Consider the following 24,579-nt stretch of genomic DNA (forward strand, 5'->3'; position numbering starts at 1 on the left):
CTCCTCAGACGGCGATCAGGACGCTCTTGGATTTGCGATTGGCGAGATAGGCCTCGCGGCCGAGATCCTTGCCGAGGCCGGACTGCTTGTAGCCTCCGGTCGGCAGGATGTGGTCCCGCGAACGGCCATAGCGGTTGACCCAGACGGTGCCGGCCTGGAGGCGGTCGATCGCACGCAGCGCCCGCGACAGATCGCGCGTGTAGAGGCCGGCGCAGAGCCCATAGGTCGGATGATCGGCGAGCCCGAGCCCTTCCTCTTCCTCCCGGAAGGTCTGGACGGTCAGGACCGGTCCGAAGATTTCCTCGGTCACGGCGGGCGAACTGGCGTCGACGCCCTCCAGCACGGTCGGCGCATAGAAATAGCCGGCATGGTCGAGGCGTTGCCCGCCCAGGCGGCAAGTGACGCCGCGCGCCACCGCCGCATCGACGATGCCAGCCATGCGGCCGATCTGCCGCTCGGAGATGATCGGCGAATAGGCGCTCGCGGCGTCCCAGGTCGGGCCGGGCCGGACGGTGCGCATGCGCTCGACGATGAGCCCGACGAGCTCCTCCGCGACGCTCTCCGCCACGATCAGCCGCGAGCCGGCGACGCAGGCCTGGCCGGCATTGCCGAGGATGCTGCGGGCGATGGCGCCGGCCGCGAGCGGCAGGTCGGCATCGGCGAAGACGAGCTGCGGGCTTTTTCCGCCGAGCTCGAGTGTCATCGGCTTGATGCCTGTACGGGCGATGTTTTCCATGATCGCGGCGCCGGCGGCGGTCGAGCCGGTGAACGAGACCTTGGCGATGTCGGGATGGCCGGTGATCGCGGTGCCGGTGGTCCGGCCGTCGCCGAGCACGATATTGACCAGGCCCGCCGGCAAGCCGGCCCGCACCGACTGTTCCGCCAGGTAGAGCGTCGCGAAAGGCGTCATCTCCGAAGGTTTCAGCACGACGGCATTGCCGGCCGCGAGTGCGGGGCCGAGCTTCCAGCCGGCCATGTTGATCGGGAAGTTCCAGGGCGTGATCGCGCCGACGACGCCATAGGGCTCCGTCGCGATCATGCCGAAGCTGCCGGAGCCTGTCGGGACGAGATTGCCGCCTTCCTTGTCGGCAAATTCGGCGAAGAAGCGGATCTGCTCGGCCGTCACAGGGACGTCGCCCGCCATGAGCTCGGAGATCGGCCGGGTCGAGGCGATGGCCTCCAGCCGCGCCAGCGTTTCCGCTTCCGCCTCGATGAGGTCGGCCCAGCGATGCAGCGCGCGGGCGCGTTCCCGCGGCGCCAGGCGCCCCCAGCCGCTGTCGGCCAGGGCTGCCTTCGCGGCGGCCACGGCGCGGTCGACGAGGCCGGCATCGCCGACCGGGCAAGCGGCGAAAGCGGCCGCGTCCGAAGGGCGATGCAGGTCGATGCCATCCTTGGCATCGACCCATTCGCCGCCGATGAAATGGCCGCGCGGGAGCGTGACCGAGGAGGGATCGAAACTTAGCGGCACGGCGGATCTCCAGCTGGCGGTCGTGTCAGGCTAGATCGGCCACACCCGCAGTTTGCGCCTCTGAACGTGCCGGCGCCGATCGGAAATCCCGTTTGCTCCGCGCGGCGCGGCCGATTCTTCGGCGCGCCCTCAGCCGGCAATGACGTAGATCTTCCGGACGGTCTCGATCGTCTTCCAGACGCCGACATAGCCGGGCTTCATCACGAAGCTGTCGCCGGCGCGGAAGATGCGCGGCGGCTGGCCTTCCTCGGTCAGCTCCACGACGCCCGAGAGGATGTAGCAGAATTCCATCGTCTCGCCCTTGATCGAGCGGGTCTCGCCCGGCGTGGCTTCCCACACGCCCGTGCGGACGGGGTCCTTGCGGGATTCGTCCTGCGCCCAGGTCTTGAAGGAGGGATCGCCGGAGATCAGGCGGTCCGCGGCCGCCTTTGAATGCTTGGGCTCGCCGGTTCCGGCGAGGTCGAGCTTGACGAGGAGAGACATGGGAAAGCCTTTCGTTGGGCAGGGGGGATTCAGTAGCCGCGGCTGCGATCGACCAGGCCGATCGGCGGCAGGCCGGAGCGATGGCGACGGATATTCTCGATGACGGCCCTCGCCGCGGGCTCGGCCTCCACCTTGCTGGCGATATGCGGCGTCAGGATCACCTTGGGATGGCTCCACAGGCGATGGCCGGGCGGAAGCGGCTCCGGCTCCGTGACGTCGAGCACGGCGCCGGACAAATGGCCTCTGTCGAGTGCATCGAGCAGGGCGGCCTGGTCGAGATGCTGGCCGCGGCCGACATGCACGAGGCCCGCGCCAACGGGGAGTTGCGCAAAGAGCTCCGCATCCAGAATGCCGGTCGTCTCGGGCGTGAGCGGCAGCAGGCAGATCAGGATATCGGTCTCGGCGAGCAGGGTGGACAGGCCCGCCGCGCCATGAAGGCAGCGTATCCCGTCGATCGATCGCGGCGAGCGGCTCCAGCCGGATATCGGAAAGCCGAAGGGCTTCAGGCGGTCGATGACGGCCGATCCCATCATGCCCAGGCCGAGCACGCCGATCCGGCGGTCGGTGGCGGATACGATATCATACGCCTCCCAATGCGCGGCGTTCTGCTGGGCGATGTAGAGCGGCCATTGCCGATGCAGGGCGAGCACGCCGAGCGTCACGTATTCCTGCATCATCCGGGTGATGCCTTCCTCGACCATTCGGACGACGAGGACGCCGGGCGGCAATCCGTCCGTCTTCATCTGGTCGATCCCGGCGCCGATCGAGAACAGGATTTCGAGATTGGCAAGGCGGTGGAGATCGTCCGGGGCCGTCCAGGTGACGAGATAGCGGATATCGGCGGGATCATAGGCATCGCCGGCCTTGAGGAAGCGGATATCCGGCAATTCCTCGGCGAAGCGCGCTGAAAACACCCGGGCCCGCTCATCGGTGGAGTTGAAGAGGAAGGTCAAGGCGAGCTCCGTGAGATCGGAAGATCAGGCTGTTCCTGCACGAATTCTGCGCCGAGCCGTTCGCGCATCCCGTCACGGGCGGCTCCGGGTCAAGGCGGCGTTGGCGACATGATAGGGCCGGCGCACCGGCCTTCGCATCGTTTCGGCACCGCCTCGCGGACTTCCCTGCCGAATTGCCGTGGAATAACGGTGCTTCCTGTTGCGGGATTGGTTTAGAACCGATCGGTACCCGGCTGGAATCGACAGCCGGGCAGAGCCGTGGACACGGCGGAGGCTGCGATTTGGAGACGATCGCCCGACTGCATATCGACACGTTCGAGCTCAGCTTGCGCGACATCAGGCAGGTCGATCCCACGCTGCTGCATGCGCTGTCCGTTTCGGTGGGCTGGCCGCATCGGGAAGGCGACTGGCAGATGCTGCTCGATCTGGGGCAGGGGCTTGCCGCTGTCGACGAGATCGGACGCGTCGTCGGAACCGTGATGTGGCTCCGCTACCGGCCGGATTTCGCCATGGTCTGCATGCTGATCACCTTGCCCCGCCTGCAGGAGCAGGGGGCGGGAAGCTGGCTCATGGAGAAGGCGCATGAGCTGAATCCGGGAGTCGTTTTCGGTCTCACCGCGACGCGGGAGGCGAAGCGGCTCTATCGCTCGCTCGGCTACGGGTACGAGCAGAAGGTCCTGCGTTGTCAGGGGGAGGCCGCCCCGGATGCGCTCAATCCTGGAAAGGTCATGCCTTTCGCCAGGACGGAAGGCTCGCTTCGTCCGCTCCAGGCCGAGGATCACGACAGCCTTCTGCGGCTCGACTGTGCGGCGATCGGCCTGGATCGCTCCGCCGTTTTCCGTTCCCTGCTTCCGGTATCCCAGGGACATGTCCTGATCCGCAACGAGGAGATCGTCTCCTTCGCCCTTTGCCGGCCGTTCGGGCGAGGGCACGTCATCGGCCCGGTTATCGCTGCGACCGAGGCCGATGCGATCGCGGTCTCGCGCCCCTATGTCGAGGTCCATGCCGGCAGGTTCCTGCGAGCCGACACGCCGGCCTGCAATACCGCCTTCACGAACTTCCTCGTCGCCAGCGGCATGCAGATCCACGACAGCGCCACATCGATGGGGCTGGGGCGGGCCCCCTACATGCCGTCGATCCCGGGCGGTCCGCGCCGCATCGCGCTCGCCAGTCAGGCGCTCGGCTAGCGAAGCGGCCTGGAGGCTGGCTCCGGGTCCATGCCCGGATGGGGCGCGGGCCTATCTGACTTCGTTGACATAGGCGTGAGCGGCCGTCGTCGCGCGATGCCATCCGAGGATCGTGGGCACGCCCGCCTGATCGTAGGCGACCTCGTCGATGGTGAGCACGGCTTCACGCCCGCCGAGTTCGAGCAGCGCGATATCCTCGTCATCGGCGAGATCGGCGGTGATCTGTTCGCGAACCGCGGAAATCCGGATACCGTAGCGTTCCAGCAGGTGGAGATAGAGCAGGGGCGGCAGGTCGGTGGTGCCGCACGGCCAGTCCGGCAGCCGTTCCTGTGCCATGATCATCCTGTCGTGCATCACCGGGCGGCCATCGACATGGCGAACGCGGCGAATCCTGATCACGCCTCCGGCCCTGATCTGCAGCGCCTCCGCCTGTGCCGGCGTGGCGGGCAGGGCCTCGACGCTCAGGAACCGGCTGGTCGAGCGGACGAGACTGCCATCGGCCCGGTGCAGGCGGAAATACTGGAAGAAGAAGCGCAGGCTGTGATGCGGCGTCCGGCCGGTCACGACCGTGCCGGTCTTGCGGCGGCGCGTCAGCAGCCCCTCCGCCACCAGATCGCTCATCGCGCGGCGCACCGTGCCGACAGCGATGCCGAAGCCCTGGGCGAGGGACGTCTCGCTGGGAAGAACCATCCCCGGCTGCCATTCGCCGACCAGGATCGCTTCAGACATGTGTCGCTTCACGCGCTCATAGAGCGGCGCAGCTTCGCCGGCGCCGAAATTCGGCAGGGTCGGCGCCGCCGCTCTGGCATCGCTGCCCGTTCCGGCCGCAGCGGCCGTCGCATTTTTGGCATTGACAGGGGGCATGCCGCTGAGTCCTATTTCTATATAGTTTATATGAAAGAGAGGGGACCGCAAATGGCATTGCCAGAAGCGGCATTTCGATTGCTCCATCGCAGATCGTACGGGCGCCGGACAAGCGCGGCGTCGCTGGGCTGAACGATGGTCGAGCCTGTATCCCTCCGACAAAACGAGACGGCGCTGGCGGAGGCCTGCGGCTGGATTGCCGCCAATGCCGACGATGCGGTCGCCGCGCTCGGCCGAATGATCGCGGTCGACACCTCGTTCCCGCCCGGCCTGGGCTACGATGATTTCGCCGACCTCATGGAGGCGCTCGTCGCCCCGCTCGGCCTCGAGGCCGAACGGGTCACGGTGCCCGAGAGCCTGTGGAAGGTGCCGAATGGACCGGCGGCCGGCCCGCGCACGAACCTGATCGCCAGCCGCGCCGGCGGGCGGCCGGTCTGCGGCCTTTATTTCCACGTCGACACGGTGCCGGCCGCGGCGGACTGGAAAACCGATCCGCTGCGCATGGAGCGCGACGGCGATCGCCTGATCGGCCTGGGCGCGGCCGACATGAAGGGTTGCGTCGCCGCGATCCTGCTGGCGTTGCGCGCCGCCCGGACCTGCGGCGTCGAACTCGCCTACGACCCGATGCTGCTGTTCTGCACCGACGAGGAGGGCGGCCTCTATCCCGGCATCCGCTACCTCGCCGAGCAGGGCCGCCTTCCCGAGCACATCCTCAACTTCAACGGCAGCGCCGAGGCGCGGGTCTGGGCCGGCTGCTTCGGCCTGTTCAACCTGCTCGTCCGCATCCATGGCCAAGCCGTCCATGCCGGTGAAGGCAACCGCAAGGGCTCCGGCCTCAACGCGATCGACGGCGCGCTGCCGCTGCTCAACGCGCTGACGGAGCTGAAGGCGCAGATCGCAACCCGTGTCTCGGCCCTGCCGCCGCCGCCCGGCAAGCCGCCGCTCGCAGCCCAGCTCAACCTCGCGGCGATCCAGGGCGGCACGGCTGGCGGCCAGGTTCCGGCCCTCGTCGAGCTGACGCTCAACCGGCGCTATGCCCCGGAGGAGCGCTTCGAGGAGGCTCTGGCCGAGATCGAGGCGGTGATCCGCCGCAGCATCGCCGCCGTGCCGGGCCTTTCGGTCGAGACGGCGCTGGTCGGGCATCTGATGCCGACCGCCGACCCGGCCGGGCCGCATTGGCCGCGCTGGCAGGCCGCGATGGGGCAGGGCTTCGGCTATGCGCCGGAGGACTTCCGCAAATGGGGCGCGGCGAGCTGCTCCGATTTCGGCTGGGTCCAGCGCGCGACCGGCCGGCAGGAGGTGCTGCTCGGCGGGCTCGGCCGGCCCGACCGCAACATCCACTCGCCGGGCGAATACACCACGGTGCCGGACATCGTCTCGCTGGCGCAGGCGGTGCTGTCCTATCTCGCCGCCGATTTCAGGCCCGACGTCAACCCCGATCTATCTCCCAAGAGCTGAAGGAGCGTTCCATGCCGAGCATCCATCGTCGCGATTTCCTCGCCGCTTCCGCCGCTCTCAGCGGCCTCGCCCTGTCCGGCGTTCCGGCCTTCGCGCAGACGCCGCGCCGGGGCGGCACGCTGCGCGTCAGCGTCGATCAGGCGGTTTCCAAGCTCAATCCGCTCGTCACCCGCGTGAACCCGGAATATCTCGTCGCCGAACTGCTCTACTCCAACCTGACCCGGCTCAAGCCCGACATGAGCGCCGAGCCCGATCTCGCTGAATCCTGGACGAATTCCGCTGACCTGACCGAGTGGACCTTCGCTCTGCGCAAGGGCCTGAGCTTCCATGACGGCTCGCCCTGCACGGCGGCCGATGTCGTCGCGACCTTCGAAGCCATCCTCGACGCCAAGACCGCCTCGCCGGCCCGCCAGAATGTCGGCCCGATCGCCAAGGTCGTGGCCAAGGACGATGCCACCGTCGTCTTCAGCCTCTCGGCTCCCTTCGCCGACCTGCCGGTGACGCTGGCCTACACCAACGCCAAGATCGTGCCGGCCGCGGTCATCAAGGGTGGCCTCCAGAAGCTCGACCGCGAAGCCGTCGGCACGGGCCCGTTCAAGCTCGTCTCCTTCGAGCCGGAGCGGCAGATCGTCGTCGCCCGCAACGACGCCTATTACGACAAGGCCCGGCCCTATCTCGACCGGATCGAGATCCTCGTCTTCCCGGATGTCAGCGCCGAGGCGTCAGCGCTCATCGCTGGCGATACCGACCTGATCAGCACGACCCCGCCGACCGAATTCGGCCGCCTGCAGAAGGCGAGCGGCGTCAAGGCGCTGCGCGTGCCGTCGGGCCAGTTCTGCAACGTCAATTTCGGCTGCGACCAGAAGCCCTTCAACGATGTGCGCGTGCGCCAGGCGCTGGCTCTCACCGTCGACCGCGCCGCCATGGTCGATTTCGTCACCGAGGGCTTCGGCTCGCCCGGCAACGATACGCCGCTCAACCCGGCCTATCGCTTCTATGCCGACCTGCCGGCGAAAAAGGCCGACATCGCCAAGGCCAAGGCGCTGCTGGCGGAAGCCGGCTATCCGAAGGGGCTCGAGGCGACGCTGATCGCCTCCGATCGGCCGGGCCAGCGCACCCAGCTCGCGGTCGCGCTGCGCGAGATGGCCAAGCCCGCCGGCTTCGACATCAAGGTCGAGACCATGCCGCATGCGACCTATCTCGATCAGGTCTGGAAGAAGGGTTCCTTCTATGTCGGCTTCTACAACATGCAGGCGACGGCCGACGCCATCTTCTCGCTGCTCTACACCTCGAACGCCGCCTGGAACGAGACGCGCTGGAACAATGCGGCCTTCGACAAGGTCGTCTTCGAGGCACGGGCGACCGTCGACGAGACCAAGCGCCGCGCGCTCTATGCCGAGGCGCAGAAGCTGATGAATGCCGAGGTGCCCTCGATCATCCCGGCCTTCTTCGACCTGCTCGGCGCCCAGCGCGAATGGGTCGAGGGCTATCAGCTGCATCCGCGCGGTGCCGTGTTCCGGCTCGACCATGTCTCGCTCGGCGCCAACGCGCCGAAGCGTAGCTGAGCAAGCGGGGCGAGCCAGCGTGTCGCCGGCCTATATCCTCAAGCGGGTCCTGCTGATCGGCTACACGCTGCTCGTCGTGTCGCTGATCGTCTTCGCGATCACCCAAATCCTGCCGGCGGACGCAGCCGTGATGATGCTGGGCGAGAACGCGACGCCTGATGCGCTGGCGGCCCTGCGGACCAAGATGGGGCTGAACGACCCGATCTGGATGCAGTATCTGCACTGGCTCGGCGGCGTCGTCCGCGGCGATTTCGGCGTCTCGATGCGCACCGGCCAGCCGGTCGCGCCGGCGATGATCGAGGCGCTCGGCCGCTCGCTGCTGCTCGCCCTGTTCTCGATCCTGCTGATGCTGGCGGTCGCGATCCCGCTCGGCATCGTCGCGGCGGTGAGAAGGGGCAGGGCGGCCGATCTCGGCGTCAGCTTCCTGTCCTATGTCGGCGTTTCGGTGCCGGAATTCGTCACGGCGACGCTGGTCGTGCTCGTGCTGGCCGACTGGCTGCAATGGCTGCCGGCGACGGGCTACGTGCCGTTGACGGAGGACCCGTTGCGCGGCTTGAAGCATCTCGTCCTGCCGGTGCTGACGGTCTCGATGATTCTGATCGCGCATGTCTCGCGCATGGTGCGTTCGGAGCTCGTCGACGTGCTGCACTCCGACTATATCCGCGCCGCACGTCTGAAAGGGCTGTCGAAGCGGCAGGTGCTGTTCAAGCATGGCCTGCGCAACGCACTGCTGCCGACGATCACGATCGTCGCGCTCGATGTCGGCTATCTGCTCGGCGGCGTCATCGTGGTCGAGGAGATCTTCGCCCTGCCGGGGATCGGCCGCCAGCTCATCGTCGCGATCCAGGCGCGCGACCTGCCCTCGATCCAGGCCGGAGCGCTGATCATGGCGACGACCTATGCCGTCGCCAATTTCCTCGCCGACATCGCTTACGCCTGGCTCGACCGGAGGATCCAGTATGATTGAGATCCTCAGGCGCATGCTGCGCTCGCCGCAAGGCGCGCTCGGCCTCCTGATCGTCGGGCTGATCCTGCTCGTCGTGATCGCCGGACCCTGGGTCGCGCCGCAGGACCCCGAGAAGATGGCGCCGCTGATGCGCTACAAGCCGCCGAGCGCGCAGTTCTGGCTCGGCACCGACCAGTATGGCCGCGACATCCTCAGCCGCCTGCTGCACGGCGCCCGCGCCACCGTCGTGATGGCGGTGCTGGCGACGGCGCTGGGCACGCTCGTCGGCGCCGTGATCGGCACCGTCTCGGCCTTCCTCGGCGGGCGCAGCGACGAGGCGATCATGCGCACGGTCGACGCGATCATGTCGATCCCGAGCCTGCTGCTGGCGCTTCTGATCGTGAACCTGCTTGGCAAGAGCAGCCTCAACGCGCTGCTCGCCATCGCGCTCGCCTTCGCGCCTGGCATGGCGCGGGTGACGCGCTCGGTCGCGCTTGCCGTGCGCAAGCAGGATTACGTCAATGCCGCGGTGGCGCGTGGCGAGAGCGCGGCCTTCATCGTCGGGCGCGAGATGCTGCCGAACGTGGTGGCGCCGATCATCGTCGAGATGACGATCCGCGTCGCCTTCGCGGTGATGCTGTTCGCGACGCTCTCCTTCCTCGGACTGGGCGCCCAGCCGCCGGCGTCCGAATGGGGCCTCATGGTCGCGGAAGCTCGCCGCTTCATGCATCTGAGCGCCTGGATGATCCTGTGGCCGAGCCTTGCCATCGCGCTGGTCGCGATCGGCTTCAACCTGCTCGGCGACGGCCTGCGCGATGCGCTGAACCCGAGGACCTGAGCGATGAGCGAAACGATCCTCGACATTGCCGGCTACGGTCTCGACTACGCGACGCCGACCGGCTTCATGCGCGCCCTCGACGACGTGACGCTCCAGGTCGCCAAGGGCGAGGTGCTCGGCCTCGTCGGCGAATCCGGCTCCGGCAAGACCTCGCTCGCCTGGGCGATCATGCGCTATCTGCCGGCGAGCGCGCGCGAGGCCGGCGCCATCCGCCTGACCGGGCAGGACCTGCTCAAGGCTTCGGAAGCCGAGATCGAGGCGATCCGCGGCAAGCGCATCGGCATGGTCTTCCAGGACCCGAGCACCTCGCTCAACCCGACCCTGCCGCTCGGCGAGCAGCTCGCCGAAGTGCTGGTGCGCCATCGTGGCCTGACGCGGAAACAGGCCTGGGCCGAGGGCGAGGAACGGCTCGCCCGTGTCGGCCTGAAGATCCCGAAGCAGATGATGCGGCGCTACCCCCATGAGGCGTCGGGTGGCGAGAAGCAGCGCGTGGTCATCGCCACCGCCTTCGCCTGCCAGCCGGAATGCATCATCTTCGACGAGCCGACGACCGCGCTCGACGTGATCACGGCAAGGCAGATTCTCGACCTCTTCAAGGAGCTGCAGGCCGAGACCGGCGTCGCCTCGCTCTACATCTCGCATGACCTCGCGCTGGTCTCGCAGATTGCCACGAAGGTCGCGGTGATCCATCGCGGCAGGATCGTCGAGGAGGGGGCGCTCGGTGAGGTCTTCGCCCGGCCGCAGGATGCCTATACCCGCAAGCTGCTCGCCGCCGTGCCGCGGCCGGACCGCCGATTGGTCGAGACGAGCGCGCCCGAAGCAACGAAGCCGCTGGTCGAGGTCGAGAAGGTCAGCGTGCTCTATGGCCGCAAGCCCTTCCTCGGCAGCCTGCTCGGTCGCGCCAACACGCAGTTCACGGGTAACCGGGAGGTCAGCCTGTCGGTAATGCCCGGAGAAATCCTAGGCATCGTCGGCGAGTCAGGCTCGGGCAAGTCGACGCTCGCCAAGGCGATGACGGGGCTCAACCGCTTCGAGGGCGAGATCCGCTTCGGCGGACGGCGGATCACCGGTCTCGGCGATATGGACCGGGCCTATCGCCGCGATGTCCAGATCATCTTCCAGCACCCGGATTCCTCGCTCAATCCGCGCCAGCGCATCCGGGAGATCCTGTCGCGGCCGCTCGCGCTCTATGGCGAGCCGGGCTCCCGCCGGGACGCGGCTGCGATCGGTGAATTGCTGGAGCAGGTAAGGCTACCGGCGGCTTACGCCGAGCGCTATCCGCATCAGTTGTCCGGCGGCGAGAAGCAGCGCGTCGCCATCGCACGCGCCTTCGCCTCCAAGCCCAGGCTCGTGATCTGCGATGAGATCACCTCGGCGCTCGACGTCTCCGTGCAGGCGTCTGTGGTCGAGCTTCTGGTCGATCTGCAGAAGCGCTTCGGCACGGCCTATCTGTTCATCACCCACGATCTCAATCTGGTGCGCCAGATCGCTCACCGGATCGCGGTGATGTATCGCGGCGACCTCGTCGATCTCGTCGATATCGCCGCGCTCTCGACCGGCCCCCTCCACCCCTACACCCAATCCCTGCTCGAAGCCGTGCCCGCCCCGGCCACGGCCGCCTGACATTCGAGGCCATACGCATGAATCCCCGCGACCTGATCCATTCGCTCGACGAGAAAGCCTGCCTCGCGCTCCTTTCCGACTGGGTGAAGCACAAGAGCTATTCGGAGACCGAGGGCGAGAAGGCGCTCGTCCACCATGTCGTCGGCCAGATGAGGGCGATGGGCATCGAGGCGGAGGCGCAGGCCTTCGACGAGGGCCGGCGCGCCAACGCCATCGGCCGCTGGAAGGGCACGGGCGGCGGCAAGAGCCTGCTGTTCAACGGCCATCTCGACACCAATCCGGCGACCGAGGGCTGGACCGTCGATCCCTGGGGCGGCGTGGTCGACGACGAGTTCATCTACGGCATCGGCGTCTCCAACATGAAGGCGGGCGACGCGGCCTATTACTGCGCGGTCAAGACGCTGATCGACGCCGGCGTGAAGCTGAAGGGCGATGTGATCCTGACCTTCGTCGTCGGCGAATTGCAGGGTGGCGTCGGCACGGTCGCCGCGATCCGCAGCGGCATCCGCGCCGATTACTTCGTCAACAGCGAGCCGACCGACCTGCAGGCCGTCACCATGCATGCCTGCGCCTTCTCCTTCATCATCGAACTCACCGGCAACACCCGCCATCTCTCCAAGCGCGAGCAGGCGGTCGATGCGATCATGGCGGCCTGCGACCTGATCCCGCGGCTCAACGCCATGACGTTCTCGGGCGCGCCGTCGGCCGAGCATGAATCGATCAACCGCGTCCATGTCGGCGTCGTCCACGGCGCGCTCGGCAAGGAGCTGCACGAATGGCGCGCGCCGCAGGTGGCGGATTACTGCAAGCTCAAGGGCTCAGGCCGCTTCGCGCCCGGGCAGACACAGGAGGGCGCGCTCGCCGACATGCAGCGGGAGCTTTCTGCGCTGGAGCAGCGCTTCCCCGGGCTGAAGGCGTCGATCCGCATCGAGAAGAAGGAAGGGCACCAGTCGATGCCGGCCTTCGAGGTCGCCAAGGACGCCCGCATCGTCAAGACCGTCAACGCGGCCTACGAGGCGGTGCGCGGCGAGAAGCAGCCGACGGGCGCGATCAAGCCGCCGGGCTTCTTCGGCACCGATGCCGGCCATCTCTATGCCGAGGCCGGGATGGAGGGCATCGTCTGCGGGCCGGGCGGGCGCTACAACACCATGCCTGACGAGCGCGTCGATATCCGCGACTTCCTCGACATGGTTCGCATCTACCTGCTGACCATCCTCGACATCTGCGAGGTGGCGTGAGCCCGCTCTTTCCGTCCGAGGAATTCGCAGGGCGGGTCGCCAAGGCCCGCGCGGCGATGACGGAGGCGGGCGCCGAACTGCTGCTCGTCGACCATGCCGAGTTCCTGGCATGGCTGACCGGCTACACGGTCTCCGAGACGATGTACCGGGCCGCCTTCCTGCCAAGGGAGGGCGAGCCCTGGTTCGTGCTGCGCGAACTCGACGCCGGCCCGTGCCGGGATGCCTGCTGGTTCGGGGATATCGTCGGCTTCGCTGATACATCGGAGCCGCATCAGGCCATGGCCGACGAGATCCGCCGGCGCGGTTTCGCGCAGGCTCGGATCGGCGCCGACCATGCCTCCTACGGTTTCACTGCGGCGACGCGCGAGCGCCTCGCCGCGCTCCTGCCCGATGCGCGCTTCGTCGACCTGCCGCGTGCGAGCGATCTGTTGCGGGCGGTGAAGTCGCCGGCCGAGATCGCCCTGATCGCAGAGGCGGCGGCAATCGCCGACAAGGCGATGGCGGCCATCGTCGCGAAGGCCCTGCCGGGAATCTCGCCGCGTGCCGCGGCTGCGGTCGCGGCCGCCTGTTTCCTGGAGAACGGAGCCGATACCGGCGAGACCGGCCCGATCGTGCCGGGCGTCGGCGACCACGAGTTTCTTCATGGCGTGATGACGGCCCAGCCGCTGGCCGAAGGCGACATCCTGCATGTCGAGCTGATCCCGAAGCGTCGCAACTACGGTGCGCGGCTGATGCGGCCGGTGCTGATCGGGGCGGACCGGCGCGGGTTGTCGCCGCTCGCCGCGCGTCTCGTGGCCTTGCAGGATCGGCAGATTGCGGCGATGCGGCCAGGCGCCCTGGCCTGCGAGGTCGATGCGATCCTGCGCGGCGCCGTGCTCGCGGAGGACTTGCGCCCGGTCTATGACAACGTCACCGGATATGCGCTCGGTCTGTATGGCCGCACGCCGCGCACCAGCGACTTCTCCCGCGTCTTCCTGCCGAACGCGCGCTGGCAGCTCGAGGAGGGCATGGTCTTTCACATGTATGTGTCGGCCGGTGGCCTGGGCTTCAGCGAGACCGTCGTCGTGGAGGCGGGCGGTGGGCGGCGCCTGACATCGGCGCCGCGCGCGCTGCTTTCCGCCAGCTCGCGGTAGGTCGGGCTGATCCAGTCTCGGGTCGTGGCGCTTCGCGCCGAGGCGGCCAAGCTGCCTTGATGAGCGATCGCATGCTGCGACACTGGCCGGGTGCCGTTGGAATGACGGCTCTTGCGACGCTCGCGATCAGGCACCGATCATCTCGCGCAGATGGCGCGCGAACATGGCCGGCAGCGAAGGCAGCGGCCTGCCGCTTTTCTTGACGAGGCTGATCTGCCTGACGAAGCCGACGGCCTCTATCGGGCGCGAGCGCAGGTTCGGGAATGCATCGATCTCCTTGGCCGAGGAAGGCAGGAAGGTGATGCCCAGCCCGGCCTGCACCATCCCGGCCGCCGTCATCATGTAGGTCGCTTCCCCCGCCGCCGTCGGGATCAGGCCGGCGGCGTGGAAGCCCGCCTCCACCACGGCCCGGACGCTCGTATCGGGGTCCATCATGATCAGCGGGTAGAGCAGGAGCAGGTCAGGCGTCACCGCTTGCGCCTCCGCAAGCGGGTGGGTGTGGGGGAAGACGACATGCATGCTGTCCTCGAAAGCCAGCAGCACGTCGACATTGCCTGTGTTCGCCGGACCGCCGGTGATCCCGAGATCGACCTCCTCGGCCTCCACCAGGGACAGGATGCGGCGTGCGATGACATCCCGGATGCGAAAATCGGCTCCGGGATGGGCCGTGCGGAATGACTTGATGGCTCGGGGCAACAGGCCGGCGGCAGCGGTCGGCAGCGCGGCGATCCTGACCAGGCCCTGATAGCCGGTTCCCTGGTTGCGGACGTCCCCGATCACGCCATCCAGGTCCTGGACCAGACGCGCCAGAACCGGCAGTAGGTCCCGCCCGGTCTGGGTCAGGGTGACCGATCGCGACGTCCGCTCGAACAGCCGGACCGACAGCGCTTCCTCGAGCTTCCGGATCTGCACCGTCAAGGTCGGCTGGGCGACATGCAGCAACGCAGCTGCGCGCGTGAAGCTGTTCAATCGCGCGACGGCCACGAAAGCCTTGATCTGGCGGAAGCTGACATCCATAGGAAAAAGCTATTGTAGAGATTGAATTATTTCAATTGTTTAATCGTAACTGAGCCCTCAGCCTGTGCGGCATGAGATCGATCAGACTTGGCGCTGGGGCAGGTTTCGCGGGGGATCGGATCGAGCCCGCCATCGAGCTCGCCCGAAACGGGCGCCTCGACTATCTCGTCTTCGAATGCCTTGCCGAGAGGACGATCGCGCTGGCCCAGCAGGCGCGGCTCGCGGATCCGTCCAAAGGATACGATCCCCTGCTCGAACGGCGCATGCTCGCCGTGCTTCGGCCATGCCGCGACGCTGGCACCCGGATCGTCACCAATATGGGGGCCGCCAATCCGCTGGCGGCTGCCGAACTCGTCCGCGACGTCGCGCGCCGCCAGGGATTGACCGGCCTCAAGGTTGCGGCGGTGACGGGCGACGACGTTCTCGAACAGATTAGCGGCAGCGACATCGCGCTCCTTGAAGGCGGCAGGCTGGCCGATCTCGGGGATCGCGTGATCTCGGCCAATGCCTATATCGGCGCGCGCCCGATCGCCGATGCGCTTGGGCGTGGGGCGGATGTCGTCGTTACCGGTCGCGCGGCAGATCCCGCCCTGTTCCTGGGGCCCCTCATCCATGCCTTCGGCTGGAAGCCGGACGACTGGGAGAAGCTCGGCAAGGGCGTGCTGGTCGGCCATCTGCTCGAATGCGCCGGACAGATCACCGGCGGCTACTTCGCCGATCCGGGCGTGAAGGATGTTCCCGGTCTCGCGCGGCTGGGCTTTCCGATCGGGGAAGTCAGCGAAAACGGCGACCTGATCGTCACCAAGTTGGACACGGCAGGCGGAGCCGTGACGACCGCCACGGTCAAGGAACAGTTGCTCTACGAGATCGAAGATCCTGCCCGCTATCTTCAGCCTGACGTCGTCGCCGATTTCTCGCGCGTGCGTGTCCATTCGGCAGGAGCCGATCGCGTGGCTGTCGAAGGCGGGCGCGGAGAGCCCAGCACCGGCCTGCTCAAGGTCTCCATCGGCTATCGCGACGGGTTCGTCGGTGAGGGCCAGATGTCCTATGCGGGCACTGGTGCGGTCGAGCGTGGCCGCCTGGCGCTCGAGATCGTGCGCGAACGCCTGGCGCTCTGCGGCGTCCCCATGACGGAAGCCCGTTTCGACCTGATCGGCGTCGACGCCTTGCACGGCGCTGAGCTGTCGCGCGGCGGCGATCCCTACGAGGTCCGCATCCGGGTTACCGCGCGCACCGATGCCGCAGACAGCGCCAGGGCGATCGGGGACGAGGTCGAGACGCTCTACACCAACGGCCCGGCCGGCGGCGGCGGGGGCTGGAAATCGGTCAGGCCGGTCATCGCGATCGCTTCGGCCCTGGTGCCCCAGAGCATCGTCTCGACCCAGCTCAGCTTCTTCGAGGCCTGATGCCATGAAGCTTCGCCAGATCGCGCATTCCCGGACCGGCGACAAGGGCAATGTCGCGACCATATCCGTCATTGCCTTCGATGAAGGCGATTACCCCTTCATCGCCGAACACGTCACGGCAGAGCTCGTGGCGGCGCTCTTCGCCGGCGTCGCGAGCGGTCCTGTCACGCGTTACGAGCTGCCTGCGCTCGGTGCCCTGAATTTCGTCATGAAGGGCGCCCTCGGCGGCGGCGTGACACGCTCGCTGGCGCTCGATGCCCACGGCAAGGGCCTCAGCTCGGCACTGCTCGATCTCGAACTGCCGGAACCGGCGCGCGCCGGGCGGCACCCGCTGACATGACGACAAACAAATCCTGGAGGGGAACGACAATGGCCACAAGACGCGGATTTCTCGCCGGCATGGCATCCGCCCTGAGCATGCCGTCCATCGTGCGAGCCCAAGGCGCCTCCGTCCTCAAATTCGCCCCGCAATCGGATGTCGCGATTCTCGACCCGATCATGAGCGTGTCCTACGTCACGCGAAACCACGCGATGCTGATCTTCGACACGCTGTATGGAGCCGACGAACATAACCGGGCCCAGCCGCAGATGGTCGAGGGCCATCTCGTCGAGCAGGGCGGGTTGCAGTGGACGCTGACCTTGCGGGAGGGGCTGCGCTTTCATGACGGCTCGCCGGTTCTCGCCCGCGACGTGGTTGCAAGCCTGAAACGGTGGTGGAAGCGCGACAATGTCGGCCAGGTCCTGGCGGCGCTCACGGACGAGCTTTCGGCCGTTTCGGACCGGGCAGTCCGTTTTCGGCTCAAGGCGCCTTTCCCGATGCTGCCGGATGCCCTGGGCAAGTTCGGAACCAACAATGCGGTCATCATGCCGGAGCGGCTCGCGCTGACGGAGGCGACCGTCCAGGTGACGGAGATGGTCGGCAGCGGCCCCTACCGCTTCGTTCCCGGCGAGAGGGTGCCGGGCAGTCGCCTCGCCTATGAAAAATTCGCGGGCTACGTGCCGCGCCAGGGGGGCCAGACCAGCGCCTTGGCTGGCCCCAAGATCGCTCATTTCGACAGGGTCGAGTGGGTGGTCATGCCTGATGTCGCGACTGCCGCCTCGGCGCTTCAGACCGGGGAAATCGATTGGTGGGAGCAGCCCGCCTCCGATTACTGGGACCTGCTCGCCTCCAAGGACAACGTCAAGCTCGACCTGATCGACACGTTCGGGTCGGCCGGGGTGATCCGCTTCAACTTCCTGCAGGGGCCGACGAGCGATGTGCGCGTCCGGCGGGCCGCATTGGCAGCCATCAGCCAGAAGGACGTGATGACCGCGGTCATCGGCGAGGACCCCAAATACTGGCGCGACAAGGTCGGGTATTTCCTTCCCGGCACACCGATGGCCAGCACGATCGGTCTCGACGCGCAGAAGGAGCCGCCGGATCGGGACTTCGTGCAGCGCACGCTGAAGGAGGCCGGCTACAAGGGAGAGCCTCTCGTCTATCTCGTGCCGGGCGACATCGCCACGCTCAAGGCCCAGGGCGAGGTGGTGACCGACGCGCTCAAGCGGGCCGGCTTCAACATCGACATGCAGGTGATGGACTGGGGCACGGTGCTCGCCCGTGCAAACAACCGGGAGGCCCCCGACAAGGGCGGATGGCACATTGTCGGGACGTTCACCGCCGGCGTCGGCTTGCTCAACCCGTCGAGCAACAACTTCCTGCGTGGGAGCGGCACCTCCGCCATCTTCGGCTGGTCCGATATCCCGCGGCTGGAAGAACTCCGCATGGACTGGTTCCGGGCCGCGGACGAAAAGGCCCAGGCCGCGATCTGCGCCGAGATCCAGCGGGTCGCCTTCGAGGCGGTGCCATACGCACCGACCGGCCTTTACTACCAGCAGACCGCCTATCGCAGCAATCTGACGGGCGTGCAGAAGGGCCTGCCGCTGTTCTATGGAGTGCGCCGGACATGAGCACGGACAAGGCGGAGCCGCGTCGTTACGTTCCGCGGGGCGAAGATTTCCTCCTGCTCTCGCCGACATGGCAGGCCTATGCCTACCGCAATGTCGACAGCATGTTCGCCACCCGGTCCATTCGACGAGGCCAGCAGGCCTTTCCGCTCAAGCGGGCTGCCGAAATCGCGGTCGAATACGAAACGGGCGGCGAGCGCCGGGGCATCGACGACTATATCTATCGGGCCAATGTCGCCGGGCTTCTCGTCTTGCAGGGCGATGCGATCCGGCTCGAGCGCTATGCGCTGGGCCTGGAGGAGCATCTGCGATGGTCATCCATGTCGATGATCAAGTCGTTGACGACGACGCTGGTCGGCGCCGCTCTTCAGGATGGGGCGATCGCGAGCCTCGACGATGCGGTCTCGCTCTATCTGCCGGCGCTGCGCGGCAGCGCCTATGACGCGGTCAGCGTCCGCAATCTCATCACCATGTCGTCGGGCGTCGACTGGAACGAGGATTACACCGACCGCAATTCCCATGTGAATCGTTACAGCAAATCGCTCGGCGATAAGGTCCCGGGAGGCGTCCTGGCGCTGATGCGAAGCGTGCGCGGCCTGCACAAGCCGGGCTCGCAGTTTCTGTACAACACCGGCGATACCTATGTTCTCGGAGCGTTGCTCTCGGCAGCCACGGGCCGGACGCTGGCCGACTACATGTCCAGCAAGATCTGGTCGCGGTTCGGCATGGAATTCGATGCCTTCTACACCCTCGAGTCCGAGGGCGGCCAGGAGATCGGCGGCAGCCGTGCGGGCATGGCGCTGCGGGACTTCGGCCGGTTCGGGCTTTTTCTGCTGCATGGCGGTGAGATCGGCGGCGAGACCGTCCTGCCACCGAATTGGCTCGACGACGCCGGTTCGCGCGTGTTCACCCTCGACCCGTCGACCAACAGCTATGGTGCCGATGGCTACGGCTACAGCTGGTGGATCGATCCGGACGGCGCCATGGTTGCAGTGGGTTTCGCCGGGCAGACGCTTTATGTGAACCGCAAGGCCAATGTCGTCATCGTGACGCTGTCGTGCCAGCCCCAGCCCCCGTTCGCGGCCAGCTACGACATCGATATCAGGTCCGAACGGTTCGCCTTCAAGGATGCCGTGCTCGACCGAATCCGGGAGGGCGGCTGACAACAGCCGTCGAGCCGGGCTTCACGCACTCAGCATGGTCGCCGCGGCTGATGCCTGCCAGCCCTGCAGCTCGCGCCAGTTCGGCTCCAGTGCGGCGAAGCGCGATAGCTTGAAGGAGGAGATGTCGGCGAAGCTGCAGGCCCCGTCGAGCACGAGATCGCGGATCGCATGGCCGCTCGCCGGCGACAGGCCGAAGCCGACGCTCGACAGCGTGGCGACCACGACATTCGCCTGCGCATCGAGCCGGTCGATCACCGGGCGGCCGTCGGGCGTATTCTCGATCACGCCGGCCCAGGAGCGGATGATGCGGGCATGGGCGGCCTTGGGCAGAAGCTCGGCGAGGCGCTTGCCCATGTGCAGCATCAGCGGGGTGGTTGGTTTCGCCGGCGTGCCTTCCTGGGCCAGAGCCAGCCATTCATGCGGCCCGCCGCCATAGGCGAGGTTGCCGCGCAGCGTCTGGCGGCCATAGAGGCCGCAACCGTCGACGCCGCCGAGCGGCATCAGGGGCAGGGGCTCCGTCACGATCATCTCGCAGCGGGCGGACTGCACCGGCACCTCTTGTCCGAGCATCGCCGACAAGCGCCCCGTCTGCGGGCCGGCCGCGAGCACGAGGCTGTCGCAGCCGATCGGGCCGCGATCGGTCTCGACCGCGGTGACTCGCCCGCCCTCGCTGCGGAACCCGGTGACGGTGGTGTGCTGCAGGATGCGCCCACCATGGTCCTGCATCGCCCAGGCATAGCCCTGCAGCGTGCGGTGTGGATTGGCGTGGCCGCCGAACTTGTAGTGATAGCCGCCGACCACGGTGTCGCCCGCCAGCGGCACCATCTCCTTGGCCTGCTTGAGGTCGAGCACCGCCGACTGGAAGCCCTGCCGCTCGGCATTGCGCAACGCGCGCCCATAGAGCGCCATCTGGTGCTCGCTGGCGGCGAGGCGGATGCGCTCGCCCCGGAACTCGGTGGGATAGCCGAGCAATTCGTCCATGAGCGGCCAGAGCCGCTGCTCCTCGGCGAAAAGAGGCGAATGGTGGTGCGAGCAGCCGCCGCCATTGCGTCCGGAGGCTTCCCAGCCGATCAGCCCCTTCTCCAGCACCAGCACGTCGACGCCGTCGCGCGCCAGCCACCAGCCGGCGGAGAGGCCGGTGACGCCGCCACCGACGATGACGACCGAAGCTCCCTTGATCTCGCTCATGGCGGCTCTCACTCGCTCGCGACGGGGCCAGTCGCGTCATTGCTCGCGACGGTGTAGCGCTCAGGCGCTTCCCAGAACGGCACCCACTGCGCGTGCATGCCGAACCAGGTGTCCCAATGCTCCGCCTGACCGGGCGCCTCCGGCATAGGCGCCGTCATCGCCAGCGGCATCGGCCTGACCGGGGCGCGGTAGCCGGCGAGCGGGATTGCGGAAAGCGGCTGCGCGGCGCCCAGCGCCAGCAGGCCTGCGACCTGCTCGCGGCAGCGGCGGCCCTGGCAGGGCCCCATGCCGGCCCGCGTCAGCCGCTTGACCTGGTCTGGATTGGGCGGGCCCTCGCCGAGCAGCGCCGACAGCGAGCGATCGTTGCGGCGCTCGTCCCGCCAGTCGAGATAGCGCGGCGGGCGAACCTCGAGGATCTCGCGGGCCGTCACTTCCTCGCATTGGCAGACGTGGAATTCGGCCCGCGCCTCGATCACGCTCGCCCGAACCCAGGCCAGGCGGTAGTCGCCGATGTCGTAGGCCGGTGCCGGCGGGTGTTCGGACTTGTTTCCCGTCGCAACCTGACCCAGCGCCGCCACGGCGCGCGCGGCCTCTGCCTCGGCGATCGTGCGGTCGCGGGTCTTGGCCGGCCAGATCCCGGCGCAGTCGCCGACCGCATGGACATGGGCGATGCTGGTGCGCTGATCCGCATCCAGAACCGGGGCATAGCCGCCACGTCCGGCCTGGAACGATACCTTGCCGCCGGCCGCATCGAGCAGGTCCACGACCGGCGTGGTGCCGACCGCGAGCACGATGCCGTCGCAGGCGATGGCGCGCTCGTCGCCGGTCGGCCGGCCGTTTTCATCCAGTCTTGCGACCATCGCCGCCTCGACCGCGTCGCGGCCCGTCGCCTCGCGCACGACATGGCCGGTCAGGATGTCCGTGCCACCTTCGCGCAGGCTGGCCAGCAGGTCCTCGTCGCCCACAGGTTCCGGCGCCTGCTCGACGATCGCTGCGATCGTGACGCCTGCCTCGCGCAAGGCGATCGCGGTGGCCAGCGCTTCCGTGTTCGAGCCGAGAATGACCACCTTGCGCGGGCCGAAGGCGCCGTAGCGCATCGCGAGATTGAGGGCAGCGGTGGCGCCCAGCACCCCCGGCTTCTCCCAGCCGGGAAAGCCGAGGCCCATGTCGCGCCGGCCGCAGGCGAGGATGACGTGCCGGGCTTGCACCAGGACGCTGCGCTCTCCGTCGGCGAGGCCTGCGACCAGCCCCGGCATCCAGCCGAGTGTCGGCCCGTTCGCGTAGAGCCCCCAGCAGGCCGTCCCGAGGCGGACGTCGACCCCCGCTTCGAAAGCCTCCTCGATCCGCGGTTCGGAGGCGATGAAGGCCTCCATCATGGCGTTGCGGTTGCGGGCATTCGCCGCGATGCCCTGCCCGAAATGCAGGGGCACATCGTCGCCCATCGTCGTGAACGGAATCGGGTTCTCGTCGACCAGCAGGACACCGAGCCCGCGCGCCGCGGCCCCGATCGCGGCTTCGAGCCCGGCCGGTCCGCCGCCGACGACGAGCACGTCGACCTTCTCGTCGATGGGCAGGGGCTTGCCGGTGACGGATTTGGGGTCTGGGGCCGGGATGTTCATGGATCACCCTTGCGAATGACGCTGTTCAGTCTCGGGTCGATACCGGCGGAGGTTCGGCCCGGTTGGTGCGGCGTGGCGTGTCAGAGCACCTGTTCGAGGAAGGCGCGCGTGCGCGGCTCGCGCGGCGCGCCGAAGAAGTCTGCCGGCGGCGCATGCTCGACGATGACGCCGCCATCGGTGAAATAGACGTGGTCGGCGACCTCGCGCGCGAAGCCCATCTCGTGGGTGACGAGGATGCAGGTCATGCCTTCCGCGGCGAGGTCGCGGATGGTGACCAGCACCTCCTTCTTGGTCTCGGGGTCGAGCGCGGCGGTGACCTCGTCGAACAGCATTACCTTGGGGTTCATCGCCAGCGAGCGGGCGATGGCGACGCGCTGCTGCTGGCCGCCCGAGAGCTCGCCCGGATAGGCATCGTGCTTGTGCGAGAGCCCGACCTTGGCGAGCAGGCGCCTGGCCCGCTCCTCGACCTCGGCCCGGTCCTGCTTCAGCACATGGATCGGCGCCATCATCACGTTCTGCAGCGCGTTCTTGTGCGGGAACAGATTGTATTGCTGGAAGACGATGCCGACGTCGCGGCGCAGCGCCAGCTTGTCGAGCGCGGGATCGTTGACCTGCCGGCCGGCGACGGTGATCGAGCCCTTGTTGATCGGCACCAGCGCGTTGATGCAGCGCAGCAGCGTCGACTTGCCGGAGCCGGAGGGGCCGATGACGCAGACGGTCTCGCCGCGGCGGATGGTGAGGCTGACATCCCTGAGGACCGGGAAGGCGCCGAAGGCCTTCTCGACCCCTTCGATGACGACGACCGGCTCGCCGAGTTGGTGTCTGGCGACCATGGTCATCCCTTCACGTTGAAGCGGCGTTCGAGCGCCATGGTGAGGCGTGCGATCGGGTAGCAATAGGCGAAGAACATCAGGAGCAGCAGCAGGTACATCGGCAGCATCAGCTCCGGCCGGCTCTCGGCGACGAGCGCGGCGCGCGTCACCGTCAGCCCGTCCTGGATGCCAACGACGGAGATCAGCGTCGTCGCCATGGTCAGGATGGCATAGAGGTTCATCCAGGGCGGAAGCATCCGCTTGAAGGCCTGCGGCAGGATGATCATCCACATCGTCTGCCGGCGGGTGAAGGCGAGCGCCTCGGCCGATTCCCACTGGCCGGAGGGGATCGAGCGGATGCCGCCGCGCACGATCTCGGAGACGTTGGCCGCGACCGGCAGCGCCAGTCCGATGATCGCCTTGATCCAGGCCGGGAAGGCGATGGTGACCGGGCCGAGCCTGATTTCGAAGGGCAGCAGGAACATCGCGTAGAACAGCAGGACGAGCCAGGGCGCGTTGCGGAAGAACTGCGTCGCGGCCCAGGCCGGCTTGCGCAGCGCCGCGGATGGCGAGACCTGGCCGATGCCGAACAGCACGCCGACCGCCGTACCCAGCGCCATCGAGAGGAAGCTGATCAGCAGGTTGAACAGGAAGCCCTGGAAGATCAGCGGCGCCCAGCGCCACAGGATGGTTACGGCGCCGTCACGCGCCGCCGGCCCGGTCGCCTGCGCCACGGCCAGCGAGGCCGCGAAGACGATTGCCGTGCCCGCGACGAGGCTGGCGCTCAGCAGGGCCGGTGCGGCAAGGCCGCTGGGCGCGATCGGCGCGGCGCGGAACGGTTTCAGGACCGGGAGATCGGTGGCGCCCGCCTTCATGGCATGTAGCCCGGAATGCGCATGGCCTTCTCCCAGCGATGCATCACCCAGACCAGCACCGCGACAAGCAGCACATAGACGACGAGCAGCACGTTCATCATCTCGCGGACGTTGAACATCTCCGACCAGATCTGCGATGCCGCGTAGAGCAGTTCGGGTACGCCGATCGCATAGGCGAGGGTGGTGGTCTTCACGAGATTGACGAGGTTGTTGTTGAGCGCCGGCAGGCAAATCCGGAAGGCCAGCGGCAGCACGATCTGGCGCCAGAGCTGGAAGCGGGTGTAGCCGAGCGATTCCGCCGCCTCGACCATCGTCTCGGGCACGGCCTCGATCCCGGCGCGGAAGATCTCGACATTGAACGCCCCGGCGAAGAGCGAGAAGGCGATGATCGCCCAGCCCGTGCCGCTGACCAGCGGGGACTGCCCGCCGAAGCCGTCCGAGACCGTCGGCAGCATGCTGCCGACGGCGAAATAGAAGAAGGAGAGCTGCACCAGCGGCGGCGTGTTGCGGAAGAACTGGACGTAAATCCGCACCACGAGGCGGCCGAGCCGCGAGCCGCTGCCCGCAACCCAGACGCCGATGAGCCCGATCGCCAGCGAGGCCAGGATCGAGACGACGCAGATATAGGTCGTGGTCCACAATCCCGTGAGGAAGCGGGAGCGATCGAAAGCATCGTAGAAGATCGAGAAGTTGAGCCCCTGCGTATCGTTCAGGCGCTCGAAGAAGGCTGCGATCATGAGCTCTTCCGTTTGGCTCCGGGTCATTCCGGCCAAGCCGCGCGAGCGGCGCGGAGCCG

22 protein-coding genes are annotated in these 24,579 nt (G+C 67.6%); 12 read left to right on the forward strand and 10 right to left on the reverse strand.

All coding sequences use genetic code 11. The annotated features are described in order from the left end of the window. Positions 1-4 precede the first annotated feature (4 nt). From FHT98_RS22825 to FHT98_RS22835, 3 genes are all read right to left on the reverse strand, one after another. Positions 5-1,468, reverse strand: a complete 1,464-nt coding sequence (locus tag FHT98_RS22825; protein WP_142115397.1) for an aldehyde dehydrogenase family protein — start codon at positions 1,466-1,468, stop codon at positions 5-7. A gap of 129 nt (positions 1,469-1,597) precedes the next feature. Then, positions 1,598-1,951, reverse strand: coding sequence for a cupin domain-containing protein (locus FHT98_RS22830; RefSeq protein ID WP_091855344.1), 354 nt, complete (start codon positions 1,949-1,951; stop codon positions 1,598-1,600). A gap of 29 nt (positions 1,952-1,980) precedes the next feature. After that, positions 1,981-2,904, reverse strand: a complete 924-nt coding sequence (locus tag FHT98_RS22835; protein WP_061963494.1) for a 2-hydroxyacid dehydrogenase — start codon at positions 2,902-2,904, stop codon at positions 1,981-1,983. 281 nt (positions 2,905-3,185) lie between these two features. Here FHT98_RS22835 and FHT98_RS22840 point away from each other — a divergent pair, with 281 nt between their 5' ends. Continuing rightward, on the forward strand, positions 3,186-4,091 hold the full coding sequence (locus FHT98_RS22840) for a GNAT family N-acetyltransferase (protein WP_142115398.1): 906 nt from the start codon (positions 3,186-3,188) through the stop codon (positions 4,089-4,091). 51 nt (positions 4,092-4,142) lie between these two features. Here the strand turns inward: FHT98_RS22840 and FHT98_RS22845 are convergent, their stop codons facing one another. After that, positions 4,143-4,955, reverse strand: coding sequence for a GntR family transcriptional regulator (locus FHT98_RS22845; protein WP_142115399.1), 813 nt, complete (start codon positions 4,953-4,955; stop codon positions 4,143-4,145). Between the two features lie 135 nt (positions 4,956-5,090). Here FHT98_RS22845 and FHT98_RS22850 point away from each other — a divergent pair, with 135 nt between their 5' ends. Genes FHT98_RS22850 through FHT98_RS22880 form a run of 7 tightly spaced genes read left to right on the forward strand, consistent with a single transcriptional unit; the run spans position 5,091 to position 13,756 of the window. Continuing rightward, positions 5,091-6,413 (forward strand): M20 family metallopeptidase, encoded by a 1,323-nt coding sequence (locus FHT98_RS22850; protein ID WP_142115400.1) that lies wholly within the window; start codon positions 5,091-5,093, stop codon positions 6,411-6,413. Between the two features lie 11 nt (positions 6,414-6,424). After that, the gene (locus tag FHT98_RS22855; RefSeq protein WP_142115401.1) at positions 6,425-7,978 is read left to right on the forward strand and encodes an ABC transporter substrate-binding protein; all 1,554 of its coding nucleotides are present in this window, start codon (positions 6,425-6,427) and stop codon (positions 7,976-7,978) included. Between the two features lie 19 nt (positions 7,979-7,997). Beyond that, a complete protein-coding gene (locus FHT98_RS22860) occupies positions 7,998-8,945 on the forward strand; it encodes an ABC transporter permease (RefSeq protein WP_142115402.1) in 948 nt (315 codons plus the stop codon). Further along, complete coding sequence (locus tag FHT98_RS22865; protein ID WP_142115403.1) at positions 8,938-9,762, forward strand: ABC transporter permease; 825 nt, start codon at positions 8,938-8,940, stop codon at positions 9,760-9,762. The genes FHT98_RS22860 and FHT98_RS22865 overlap by 8 nt, the downstream gene beginning before the upstream one ends. Before the next feature lie 3 nt (positions 9,763-9,765). Beyond that, positions 9,766-11,385 carry a dipeptide ABC transporter ATP-binding protein gene (locus FHT98_RS22870; protein ID WP_142115404.1) on the forward strand — a complete coding sequence of 540 codons (1,620 nt, stop codon included), beginning with the start codon at positions 9,766-9,768 and terminating at the stop codon, positions 11,383-11,385. Between the two features lie 17 nt (positions 11,386-11,402). After that, positions 11,403-12,623, forward strand: coding sequence for a M20 family metallopeptidase (locus tag FHT98_RS22875; RefSeq protein WP_142115405.1), 1,221 nt, complete (start codon positions 11,403-11,405; stop codon positions 12,621-12,623). Further along, positions 12,620-13,756, forward strand: a complete 1,137-nt coding sequence (locus FHT98_RS22880) for a M24 family metallopeptidase (protein WP_142115406.1) — start codon at positions 12,620-12,622, stop codon at positions 13,754-13,756. Before FHT98_RS22875 ends, FHT98_RS22880 begins: the two co-directional genes overlap by 4 nt. A 126-nt stretch (positions 13,757-13,882) precedes the next feature. Here FHT98_RS22880 and FHT98_RS22885 read toward each other — a convergent pair whose 3' ends face one another. Then, the gene (locus tag FHT98_RS22885) at positions 13,883-14,773 is read right to left on the reverse strand and encodes a LysR family transcriptional regulator (RefSeq protein ID WP_142115407.1); all 891 of its coding nucleotides are present in this window, start codon (positions 14,771-14,773) and stop codon (positions 13,883-13,885) included. Between the two features lie 71 nt (positions 14,774-14,844). On the opposite strand from FHT98_RS22885, the gene FHT98_RS22890 reads away from it, so the two are divergent. Genes FHT98_RS22890 through FHT98_RS22905 form a run of 4 tightly spaced genes read left to right on the forward strand, consistent with a single transcriptional unit; the run spans position 14,845 to position 19,289 of the window. Further along, positions 14,845-16,179, forward strand: coding sequence for an acyclic terpene utilization AtuA family protein (locus FHT98_RS22890; RefSeq protein ID WP_142115408.1), 1,335 nt, complete (start codon positions 14,845-14,847; stop codon positions 16,177-16,179). A 4-nt stretch (positions 16,180-16,183) separates the two neighbouring features. Beyond that, on the forward strand, positions 16,184-16,519 hold the full coding sequence (locus FHT98_RS22895) for an AtuA-related protein (RefSeq protein WP_142115409.1): 336 nt from the start codon (positions 16,184-16,186) through the stop codon (positions 16,517-16,519). Positions 16,520-16,548: 29 nt separating this feature from the next. Further along, entirely contained in the window at positions 16,549-18,129 is a 1,581-nt protein-coding gene (locus tag FHT98_RS22900) for an ABC transporter substrate-binding protein (protein WP_091855332.1), read from the forward strand. After that, positions 18,126-19,289 (forward strand): serine hydrolase domain-containing protein, encoded by a 1,164-nt coding sequence (locus FHT98_RS22905; protein ID WP_142115410.1) that lies wholly within the window; start codon positions 18,126-18,128, stop codon positions 19,287-19,289. The genes FHT98_RS22900 and FHT98_RS22905 overlap by 4 nt, the downstream gene beginning before the upstream one ends. 21 nt (positions 19,290-19,310) lie before the next feature. On the opposite strand, the gene FHT98_RS22910 is transcribed toward FHT98_RS22905, so the two are convergent. From FHT98_RS22910 to FHT98_RS22930, 5 genes are all read right to left on the reverse strand, one after another. Then, on the reverse strand, positions 19,311-20,477 hold the full coding sequence (locus FHT98_RS22910; RefSeq protein WP_142115411.1) for an NAD(P)/FAD-dependent oxidoreductase: 1,167 nt from the start codon (positions 20,475-20,477) through the stop codon (positions 19,311-19,313). 8 nt (positions 20,478-20,485) lie between these two features. Next, positions 20,486-22,096: an FAD-dependent oxidoreductase gene (locus FHT98_RS22915; protein WP_142115412.1), complete on the reverse strand. Its 1,611-nt coding sequence runs from the start codon at positions 22,094-22,096 to the stop codon at positions 20,486-20,488. An 80-nt stretch (positions 22,097-22,176) separates the two neighbouring features. Next, on the reverse strand, positions 22,177-22,935 hold the full coding sequence (locus tag FHT98_RS22920; protein ID WP_413813513.1) for an amino acid ABC transporter ATP-binding protein: 759 nt from the start codon (positions 22,933-22,935) through the stop codon (positions 22,177-22,179). After that, positions 22,932-23,783, reverse strand: a complete 852-nt coding sequence (locus FHT98_RS22925) for an amino acid ABC transporter permease (RefSeq protein WP_142115413.1) — start codon at positions 23,781-23,783, stop codon at positions 22,932-22,934. Before FHT98_RS22925 ends, FHT98_RS22920 begins: the two co-directional genes overlap by 4 nt. Beyond that, positions 23,780-24,520 carry an amino acid ABC transporter permease gene (locus FHT98_RS22930; protein ID WP_061963457.1) on the reverse strand — a complete coding sequence of 247 codons (741 nt, stop codon included), beginning with the start codon at positions 24,518-24,520 and terminating at the stop codon, positions 23,780-23,782. Before FHT98_RS22930 ends, FHT98_RS22925 begins: the two co-directional genes overlap by 4 nt. Positions 24,521-24,579: the final 59 nt, after the last annotated feature.

It is taken from the genome of Allobosea sp. AK1, assembly GCF_006714945.1.
GTDB classification, from domain to species: Bacteria; Pseudomonadota; Alphaproteobacteria; order Rhizobiales; family Beijerinckiaceae; genus Allobosea; species Allobosea robiniae.